The organism is Actinoplanes sp. 13 (genome assembly GCF_056134165.1).
The window spans coordinates 103,996-113,658 of sequence record NZ_JBVYOQ010000003.1 but is presented as its reverse complement, the minus strand read 5'-3'; the positions used below and the strand labels follow the sequence as shown (position 1 = coordinate 113,658).

At 72.1% G+C, this 9,663-nt stretch carries 9 protein-coding genes; 2 read left to right on the top strand and 7 right to left on the bottom strand.

All coding sequences use genetic code 11. From position 1 onward, the window contains the following. Positions 1-59 precede the first annotated feature (59 nt). Positions 60-1,007, bottom strand: coding sequence for a nucleoside hydrolase (locus AC0NH5_RS08295; protein WP_474401579.1), 948 nt, complete (start codon positions 1,005-1,007; stop codon positions 60-62). A 165-nt stretch (positions 1,008-1,172) separates the two neighbouring features. After that, positions 1,173-1,340 (bottom strand): hypothetical protein, encoded by a 168-nt coding sequence (locus AC0NH5_RS08290; RefSeq protein ID WP_474401577.1) that lies wholly within the window; start codon positions 1,338-1,340, stop codon positions 1,173-1,175. A gap of 114 nt (positions 1,341-1,454) precedes the next feature. Here AC0NH5_RS08290 and AC0NH5_RS08285 point away from each other — a divergent pair, with 114 nt between their 5' ends. Next, positions 1,455-2,132 (top strand): M23 family metallopeptidase, encoded by a 678-nt coding sequence (locus tag AC0NH5_RS08285; protein WP_474401575.1) that lies wholly within the window; start codon positions 1,455-1,457, stop codon positions 2,130-2,132. Positions 2,133-2,550: 418 nt separating this feature from the next. Here AC0NH5_RS08285 and AC0NH5_RS08280 read toward each other — a convergent pair whose 3' ends face one another. Together AC0NH5_RS08280 and AC0NH5_RS08275 are read right to left on the bottom strand one after the other, a co-directional pair. After that, positions 2,551-3,225 carry a response regulator gene (locus tag AC0NH5_RS08280; RefSeq protein WP_474401573.1) on the bottom strand — a complete coding sequence of 225 codons (675 nt, stop codon included), beginning with the start codon at positions 3,223-3,225 and terminating at the stop codon, positions 2,551-2,553. Continuing rightward, positions 3,222-4,445 carry a sensor histidine kinase gene (locus AC0NH5_RS08275; protein WP_474401571.1) on the bottom strand — a complete coding sequence of 408 codons (1,224 nt, stop codon included), beginning with the start codon at positions 4,443-4,445 and terminating at the stop codon, positions 3,222-3,224. The genes AC0NH5_RS08280 and AC0NH5_RS08275 overlap by 4 nt, the downstream gene beginning before the upstream one ends. A gap of 265 nt (positions 4,446-4,710) precedes the next feature. Here AC0NH5_RS08275 and AC0NH5_RS08270 point away from each other — a divergent pair, with 265 nt between their 5' ends. Next, complete coding sequence (locus AC0NH5_RS08270; protein ID WP_474401569.1) at positions 4,711-6,885, top strand: MMPL family transporter; 2,175 nt, start codon at positions 4,711-4,713, stop codon at positions 6,883-6,885. Positions 6,886-7,167: 282 nt separating this feature from the next. On the opposite strand, the gene AC0NH5_RS08265 is transcribed toward AC0NH5_RS08270, so the two are convergent. The 3 genes from AC0NH5_RS08265 to AC0NH5_RS08255 all read right to left on the bottom strand — a co-directional run bounded on the left by AC0NH5_RS08265 (position 7,168) and on the right by AC0NH5_RS08255 (position 9,591). Further along, on the bottom strand, positions 7,168-7,524 hold the full coding sequence (locus AC0NH5_RS08265; RefSeq protein WP_474401567.1) for a PRC-barrel domain-containing protein: 357 nt from the start codon (positions 7,522-7,524) through the stop codon (positions 7,168-7,170). Positions 7,525-7,625: 101 nt separating this feature from the next. Continuing rightward, on the bottom strand, positions 7,626-8,282 hold the full coding sequence (locus tag AC0NH5_RS08260; protein ID WP_474402370.1) for a response regulator transcription factor: 657 nt from the start codon (positions 8,280-8,282) through the stop codon (positions 7,626-7,628). 22 nt (positions 8,283-8,304) lie between these two features. Then, the gene (locus AC0NH5_RS08255; RefSeq protein WP_474401565.1) at positions 8,305-9,591 is read right to left on the bottom strand and encodes a sensor histidine kinase; all 1,287 of its coding nucleotides are present in this window, start codon (positions 9,589-9,591) and stop codon (positions 8,305-8,307) included. Positions 9,592-9,663 lie beyond the last annotated feature (72 nt).

Below are 9,663 nucleotides of genomic sequence, written 5' to 3'. Positions count from 1 at the left end.
TCACCTTCGTCGGTTCCTGGCCGTCTGGTTTCTGGCCGTCCCGTTGAGGGCCGCCCGGTTCAATGCTGTCCGCTGTGGAGGGACCGCACCGCTCCCATCAGCAGCTGCCAGAAGGCGTCCACGTCCAGGTCCACCCCGACGTCCGCGTTCGGCGCGGCGCCGGTGCGACGGTGCAGGTCCACGACCGTCGCACCGCGGGTGAAGGTTCCGGTCAACTCGACGGCGACCGGGGCGGCGACAGTTCGTACGATCGACGGGTCGATGACGCTCGCGACAGCGACCGGATCATGCACCGGGGGATGGTCGAACCCGAACACCCGGCGATAAGTGCCCGCGAAGAACGTCATCAGCTCGGCGCAGACCGCACCGAGCCGGGTGCCCATGCCCTGGAACTCGCCGATGATCTCCGTGGTCGCGGATGCCCGGTGCGTGACGTTCAGCCCGATCATCCGCGCCGGCAGCCCCGACCGGAGCACGATGTCAGCCGCCTCCGGATCGGTGATCATGTTGAACTCGCCGTACGGCGTCGTGTTGCCGCGCCCGGTCGAACCACCCATGAAAACCACACGGCGCACCCGGGGTACGACCTCCGGATGCCGCCGCAGCAGCAGCGCGACATTGGTCAGCGGCCCGGTGGCGACCACCGTGACCGGCTCGGCCGCGTCCATGATCAGCCGGCGCATCAGCTCGACCCCGTGCACGTCAGCGACCTCCGCGACCGGCCCGTCCAGGTCCGGCCCGTCGAGTCCGGACGAGCCGTGGATCTCGTCGGCGACGGTCAGGTCACCCACCAGCGGCCGGTCACAGCCCGCCGCGACCGGAATCCCGGTGGCCCCGGCCAACGCGAGGATCCGCAACGCGTTCCGGGTCGTCTTGTCGAGCGTCTGATTACCGGCGACGGTCGTGACGCCGAGCAGACGCAGCCGGGGGTCACCGACGGCCAGCAGCAGCGCCAGCGCGTCGTCGTGCCCCGGGTCGCAGTCGATGATCACTGGTTGTTCCCGCACAAGTCGACGATAGGTCTCCCGGCGACCTCGTGCTCAGGCCCGGCGGCCTCGTTGGCTGCGTGCTGGGCTTACTGGCCGCGCGCTCGGGCTCGTTGGCTGTGCGCTCAGGCCCGTTGGCCGCGTGTTCGGGCTCGTGCGCTGCGCGGTCAAACCTGCTGGCCCCGCTCAGACCAGGACCGCGACGACCAGCGCGACACCAGTGATCAGGCAGAGTGTCAACCCGGCGCCGGCCAGCCGGTGATAGAGGGCGCGGTGAGGCGGCGCAGGCTGCGCAATGGCGAACCATGTCGTAGCGCCGGCCAGGGCCAGAGCCGCTATCGCAAGAAAAGTCATGCGATGACCTCTGCCCACCGTAGGCTGCCGCCGCCTGAACACCGGCCGAACGATGAGGGACAGCGAGGACCGTCCATCTGCGCCTAAGGTGACGCAATGCGATTACTATCCTGCGTGTCGGGATTGACCGTCCTCGCCGTCGGCCTGGCCGGCTGCGGAGCCGGCGAGCCGTCCACGGCTTCGGCGCCGGCGCAGCAGCCCGCCGTTGTCGAACAGGCGCCGGAACCACCGGTGACGTTCGACGCCGGGACGACGGAGCTGGCCGCCGCGGCGGCCGCGGCCAAACCGCGATACGTCTTCCCGGTTCGCGCGAAGAAGGCCTCGATCCCCAAGACCCACTCCGGTTACCCGGCGACGGACATCTTCGCCGCCTGCGGTAAGCCGTTCGTCGCCACGACCAGTGGCGTGGTGCTGGAGGTCAGCCGGGTCGACCGGTACAAGAAGGGCAAGAAGGACGGCCCCTACAACGGCGGCAAGTTCGTCTCCATCCAGGGCGACGACGGCGTCCGCTACTACGGCTCGCACCTGAGCAAGGTGCAGGCCGGCATCAAGAAGGGCGTCCGCGTCAAGGCCGGCCAGGCCCTCGGCAAGGTCGGCAAGACCGGCAACTCCAGCGGCGTCTGCCACCTGCACTACGGCATCTCGCCCCCGTGCAAGAAGGCCGGCGACTGGAAGGTCCGGCGCGGCGTCGTCTGGCCCGCGAAGTACCTGACTTCGTGGCGCAAGGGCGGGCAGAAGAGCCCGGCCGCCGCGGTGCGCACCTGGAAGAAGAAGCACAACTGCAAGGCCTGACCAACGCGTCAGGCACGAAAGCGATGACGGCCGGGCCAACCGCCCGGCCGTCTGCGCACCCCAGCCCTGCCCGCATGCCGTCTCATCGGGCGGTGCTGCCCCGCACGGCGTCCTATCGCGCGGCCCTGCCCCGCATGCCGTCGTATCGCGCGGCCCTGCCCCCCGCACGATGCGCTGCCTCGCATGCTGTCCCGCCGCGCGCGGCCCTGGCCCACATGCCGTCGTGCCCTGTGCGCCGTCGTGCACCTCGCGCCGTCGTGCATCTCGCGCCGTCCTGGCCCGCGCGGTCCTGCCCCGCGCCGTCTCACCCCGCGTCCCGCCCGCCGCGCGCGCCGCCCAGCGCGCCGCCGGGGCGTACTGCACCATCGCGATCGGGCGCACCCACAGCGGATCGCCGCAGAGCGCGTGTCGCCGGCGGTCAGCGCGTCGCGCCCGGCCGCACCAGCCCGGTCTCGTATGCGAAGATCACCGCCTGCACCCTGTCCCGCAGGTCGAGTTTCGCCAGGATCCGCTTCATATGCGTCTTGACCGTCGACTCCTCGACGAACAGCTCCACCGCGACTTCACTGTTCGACATCCCTCGCGCGACCAGCACCAATACATCACGTTCCCGCGCGGTGAGGCCCCGCAGCCGATTGGACGCCGCCGCGTCCGGCGGAGTGGCAGCGGCCATCCGATCGATCACCGTCCGCGTGATCGACGGCGACAGCAGCGCGTCACCCGCAGCGATCGTGTGAACCGCCTCGATCAGCTTCTCCGGCGGGGTCCGTTTGAGCAGGAAGCCGGACGCCCCCGCGGTCAGCGCCCCGACCACGTAGTCCTGATCCTCGAACGTGGTCAGGATCAGCACCCGCACCGCCGGCGCGACTTCGCTGAGCTGCCGCGTGGCGGCGATTCCGTCCTGATGCGGCATCCGCACGTCCATCAGCATCACGTCGGGCCGCAGCTCCCGGCCCATCGTCACCGCCTGCACGCCGTCGGTGGCCTCCCCGACGACCTCGATGGTGTCGTCGGTGGAGAGGACGGCGAGCAGGCCGGCCCGCAGGAGATCCTCGTCGTCGGCGATCAGGACACGCAGGGGGGCGGTGCTCATCTCAGCGCGACCACCCCCGGCGCGACGACTGCCGGCAACACGTTCCCCGGCAGGACATAGGGCAGCCGGGCCCGCAACCGGAACATCCCCGGCTCCGCGGTGTCCGCCTCGCACGTGCCGTCGAGCAGCGCGGCCCGCTCCCGCATGCCGACGAGGCCGAGGCCACCGCCGGGCCGGTCGTGATCACCGATTGGATTGCTGACCACGATCTCCACCGCCGACGACCCGTAGGACATCCGCACGTCGGCCCGCCCGGACCCGTGCCGAGCGGCGTTGGTCAGCGCTTCCTGCAAGATCCGGTACGCCGCCCAGGCCACTCCGCTGGGCAACCCGCGCGGAGCGCCCTGGAACGTCGTGGAGACCTGGAGGCCGCCGGCGCGGTGCCGGTCCACCAGCTGTTCCAGCGCGGCGGTGTCGGCGGGCGCCGGATCCGTCGGCCCGGCGTCGTCACGCAGCACCCGGACCATCCGGTCGATGTCCGCGATCGTCGCGTTGGCCACCTCCTCGATCGTGTGGACGGCGCGCAGCGACCGATCCGGATCACGCTCATGGAGCAGGCGGGCGGCGCCGGCCTGTACCAGGATCACGTTGATCGCGTGCCCCGCGGAGTCGTGCAGCTCCCGCGCGATCCGGGCCCGCTCCTGCGCCGCGACCAGCCGGTGTGAGGACAGCAGCTCGAGGTTCTGCAGCCGCGCCCGCACCTCCAGCTCGGTGATCCGATCCCGGCGCAGGCGGCTGCGGTCGCCGGCCGTCCACACCAGGGCGAACATCGCCGCCCACGCGACCAGGCCGGACGACATGCTGACCACGGACCTGCTGTTGAGCGCCATGAACGCGACGGCCACCGGCACGAACGTCGCCACGGCGCCGGCCGCCCGGCGCCGCTCCACCGGGGTGTCGCCGCCGCCCAGCGCGTCGGCCAACAGATGGGTGGCGATCAGCACGCCGGGCGGCACGTCCAACGGATAGTCGAAAACGATCAGCGCCAGGGTGGCGGCCGCGGAGACCCCGAACGCCGTGCCGGGCGCGCCGCGCGACCAGATCACCGGCAGCGCCGACGCCAGGGCCAGCACCACGCCGCCGGGATCGAGCGGCCGGAACGGCTCGCCGGCCGCGCCGAGGCCGCCCTCCGCCAGCATCGCCAGTGTGAACAGCGCGGCACCCAGCGCCGCCGCGACATCGACGGCGGCCCAGCTGCGTGCACCGAGTTTCGAATCCACGCCGCCACCCTACGGCCCGGGCCCGGTGCGGCGAGTCCCTCTGAGGGAGCATGCGGCATCCCTCAGAAGGGGTACGAGCAAAGCCTCCCGCAGAGCGTTTCGGCGAAGCACCCGACCTCCCTAGCGTGGCCTTCCGACACGTTCGGCGACTGTGCGGCGCGGAGCCGTCCGGCTCCTCGGGCCCTGCACGTTCGGCGCTTCCCAGCGCGGAGCGTTCCGGCCCCCGGCTGTCGCCGCACGTCGCCATATATCGAGGGAGGAACTCATGACACCGAGCGCGGTGCGGTCCGACGTCCCGGCCCGGGTCCGCCGGGCCAGCGTCTTCGAACGGCTGGCCGGCTGGTCCTACCGGCGCCGCTGGACGGCGCTGCTGCTCTGGGTGCTGGTCCTGGCCGGTGTCACAGCCGGCGCCGCGCTGGCCGGTGACGACTACCGCAACGACTTCAGGCTGCCGGGCGCGGAGTCGCAGCGAGCGCAGGACGTGCTGGCCGAGCGGGCGCCGGCCCGCTCCGGCGCGACGCTGGAGATCGTCGTGCGCGCACCCGGCGGCGTGGACCAGCCGGCCGCCCGCGGCGCCGTCGAAGGCATGCTGGCCCAGGTCCGCGAGCTGCCGCACGTGGTCGACGTGACAAGTCCTTATGCGAACGACACCGCCGTCTCCCGGGACGGCGCCATCGCGTACGCGACGGTGGCGCTCGACGTCCCCGCCGAGGCGATGCCGGTCGGGGCGACGAGGGAGATCATCGATACCGCGCGGGCGGCGTCGGGCGTCACCGTCGAGGTGGGTGGCGACGCGGCCCGGGCCGCCGAGGAGGCCGAGGGCGGCGCCGCCGAGGGAGCCGGGCTGCTGGCCGCCATGGTGGTGCTGGTGCTGCTCTTCGGTTCACTGCTCGCCGCGGCCCTGCCGATCGTGATCGCGATCTTCGCGGTCGGCACCGCGACGGGGCTGGTGGCGCTCGCCTCGCACATCGCCACGGTCGCCGACTTCACCTCCGCACTGCTGATCCTGGTCGGGCTCGGCGTGGGCATCGATTACGCCCTGCTGGTGTTCTCCCGCTTCCGCGGCGAGCTGATCGCGGGCGCCGACCGGGCCACGGCGGTCCGCACGGCACTGGACACCGCCGGGCGCACTGTCTACTTTGCCGGCACCACGGTGATCATCGCCCTGCTCGGGCTGGTCCTGCTGGGCATCGGCTCGTTGCAGGGCGTGGCGGTGGCCCTCGCCGTCACCGTCGCGGTCACGATGCTGGCCGCGCTCACGTTGCTGCCCGCACTGCTCGGCCTGTTCGGCGCGCGGCTGGAGCGTACAACCAGAAAACGCGCCGAGAAGGCAGCCCGCCGCGGCCGTGCTGCCCGCGAGGAAGGCCGCCTCTGGCGGCGCTGGAGCGACGCGGTGGCCCGCCGCCCCTGGCCCGCCGTCGTGCTGCCGCTGATCGCGTTGCTCGCCCTCGCCGCGCCCGTGCTCGACATGCGCCTGGGCTTCGCGGACGCCGGCAACGACGCCGGCAGCAAGACCAGTACCCGGGCGTACGAGCTGCTCGCCGAGGGTTTCGGGCCGGGCTTCAACGGTCCGCTCGTGGTCGTCGTCGACGCCGGTGGTGCGGCCGCGGAACCGGCAGCTCAAGCCGTCCGACGGGCGCTCACCGACACGGCCGGGGTGGCTGCCGTGACGCCGCCGATCCCTGCACCGGGCGGGGACGTGGCCACGGTGATCGCCTTCCCGGCGTCCGCCCCGCAGGACGAGGCGACCGACGAGCTGGTGTCCACCCTGCGCGACGATGTGCTGGCGCCGGTGGCCCGGGACAACGACGTGACGGTGCTGGTCGGCGGGCCGACCGCGGCGGTCATCGACTTCTCGTCCGCGATCGCCGGTCGTCTGCCCCTTTTCGTCGCCGTGGTGGTCGGCCTGTCCGCGCTGCTGTTGCTCCTGCTGTTCCGTTCGCTGGTGATCCCGGTCAAGGCGGCGGTGCTCAACCTGCTCAGCGTCGGTGCGGCGATGGGCGTCATCACGCTGGTCTTCCAGGAGGGCGCGTTCGGGGTGCCGCCCGGCCCGATCGAGGCGTACGTCCCGGTGATGATCTTCGCGATCGTGTTCGGGCTGTCGATGGACTACGAGGTGTTCCTGCTGGCTCGCATGCACGAGGAGTGGGAACGCTCCGGTGACGCTCACGGCGCGATCCGTGAAGGGCTGGCCACGACCGGCCGGGTGGTCACCGCGGCAGCCGCCATCATGGTGGTGGTCTTCGGGGCGTTCGTGCTGTCGCCGGACCGGATGCTCCAGCAGTTCGGCCTCGGGCTGGCGGTCGCGGTCCTGATCGACGCCGTGATCATCCGATGCCTGCTGCTCGCGGCCGTGATGCACCTGTTCGGCCGGCGGGCGTGGTGGCTGCCGGCCTGGCTGGCCCGGCGGCTGCCTCGCCTCGCTCTGGAGCGCCAGTGATGCGAAGACATAGCAACGGGAACGGTTGGCTGGAGGCCCTCGCCCAGCCCGGTCCGCACCACCGCCTTCCTCGCGATGCTGCGGGCGAGGAGCTTGTCCCCGCCGCCGATTCGCGGTCTCCGGCGAATCGGGCGGCGGGATCTGCGGCCGGCCGGTTACCAGCGGGAGCCAGGAGGCAGTGCTCACGGCCGGCCGGTTGTCAGCTGCGGGCCAGGAGGCAGTGCTCAGGGCCGGCCGGTTGTCAGCTGCGGGCCCGGGCGCGGGGCCTGCGGCCGGCCGGCTTCAGCGGCGGGCCAGGCGGCGTTCGCCGGAGGCGCCGGTCAGATAGGGCAGTCCGTAGTGCTCGAAGACCCGCGGCTCGTCCGCCGCAGTCAGCTCCCCGTCGGTGTCGATCGTCGGCGCATCGCCGACGAGCTTCTTGTCGTATCGCACGCGGACCGCCTCGGGCGTCACCGTCGCACCGGTGACGGGCACGAAGACGAGCCGGTGCCGGCCCAGGAAGCCGACGCGCACGGTCACGAACGACGGTTCGTCGGTGGCGGTGTCGACGTAAACCGCCTCCATGTCGCCGATCTTGTCACCCTGGGGGTCGATGATCTTATGGCCACGCCAGTCACGCAGATTCTCAGCCGGGAACATACTGCAGGAGTGCCCGTCCCCGGCCGGGCGAAACAGCCCACACGGGGTAACCGGGAGCCCTCATCGGGTGATCAACAGCCGCGCGGGGTGATCAGCGGCTGTCACGGGGTGACCAGCCCGGTCCGGTATGCGATCACGACCAACTGCGCCCGGTCCCGCGCACCGAGTTTCGTCATGGCGTTGCTGACGTGCGTACGGGCGGTGGCCGGGCTGACGAACAGCATCGCGCCGATCTCGTCGTTCCGCAGACCCTGGCCGACCAGCGCCACCACCTCCCGTTCCCGCTCGGTGAGCACGGCCAGCCGTTCCGCGCCGGCCCGCCCTGCGGTCCGCTGGGCGGTGAACCGGGAGATCAGCCGCCGGGTGATCCGGGGCGCGAGCAGCGAGTCCCCGGCGGCGACCACCCGCACCCCGTGCAGCAGCTCCGCCGGCCCGGCGTCCTTGAGCAGAAACCCGCTGGCGCCCGCCTCGAGGCCTTCGAACACGTACGCCTCGGTGTCGTACGTCGTCAGGATCAACACCCGGACGCCCCGCAACCCGGTGGCCGACGCGATCTGCCGTGTCGCCTCGATGCCGTCCATCTTCGGCATGCGGATGTCCATCAGCACGACGTCCGGCCGGGTGGCCCGGGCCAGCTCCACCGCCTCGGCGCCGGTCGCCGCCTCACCCACCACCGTGATGTCGTCCTCCAGGTCCAGCAGCAACCGGAACCCGGACCGCACGAGCTTCTCGTCGTCGGCGAGCAGCACCCGGATCATGGTCACGACCCGTCCCCCGCGCTCATGGTCGCTCCACCGGCAACCGGGCGGTGACCTCGAATCCGCCGCCCGGCGCCGGCCCCGCCTGCAGTTCCCCGCCCAAAAGCCGGCAGCGTTCGCGCATCCCCGGGATCCCGCGACCGCCCGGCCCCTCGTCGCTGATCCGGACCCGCACGTCACGGTCGTCGTGCTCGACGGCCACCGTGACCCGGGTCGGCCCGGCGTGCCGGAGCACGTTGGACAGCGACTCCTGCACGATGCGGTACACCGCGTTGCCCACCGCGCCCGGCGCTGCCGCCGGCAGTTCCGCGGGCTCGGCCACCACGTCGAGCCCAGCCTCCCGCGCCCCCGCGAGCAACTCACCGAGATCGTCCGGGCCGCGCACAGGGCCGAAGCCGAGTTCGCGGTCGCTGTCGCGGTCAGCGTGGGGGTCGCGGTGGGCGTGGGGGTCGCGGTGGCCGTGGGTGTCGCGGTGAGCGTCGCGGTCGCGGTCGCGGTGAGCGTGGGGGTAGCGGTGGGTGTCTGGGCCGCGGTCAGCGTCGCTGGGCGAGTCGCGCTCGGGGGAGTCGTCGTGCAGCACGCCAAGCACGGTGCGCATTTCCCGCAACGCGCGCGAACTCGTCTGCTCGATCACCCGCAACGCCTCCCGCGCGTGCTCCGGCCGCTTGTCGAGCACGTGCGCGGTCACCCCGGACTGGACGTTGATGATGGCGATCGCGTGCGCCACCGTGTCGTGCACCTCGCGGGCGATACGCAACCGCTCCGCGTCGACCCGGGCGTTCGCCTCCTGTTCCCGGGTCCGCTCCGCCAGTTCGGCGCGGGCCAGCGCCTCGACGGCGATGACCCGCCGGGAGCGGACGCTCTCGCCCAGCGCCGCGCTCATGATCGAGGCGCCGATCCGGAAGAACACCCAGCCGAGCGCGGCCCGCGGCTCGATCCCGGCGGCCGCGACCAGCCAGCCGACGGCCAGGATCGTGATGCCCGCACCGGCGATCAACACCGACCGGCGCCCGTCACCGAGGGCCGTCAGCGTGTAAAGCGCCACGAACAGCCCGAGCCATCCCGGCCCGTCCGGGAAGTCCAAGCCGTAATAGATGAGGCTGGCTCCCGCCGTCACCACGAACACCGCCACCGGCCAGCGCCGGCGTGCCACCAGCACCACGCCGCCGAGCGCGAGCAGGCCGTAACCCAGGGCGTCCAGCGGACGCACCACTGCCTCCGGCTCACCGGCCACGCGCGTCATGGTGCCCTGGACCTGCATCACCGTGACGAAGAGGGCCAGCAGCAGGTCCTGCACCCGTTCCCGCATGCCGCGATCCTAGGAGGTGGGGGCGCGTCGCGCGTACGTCGAAAAGCGTGAACGTGGATTGCGTCAACTACG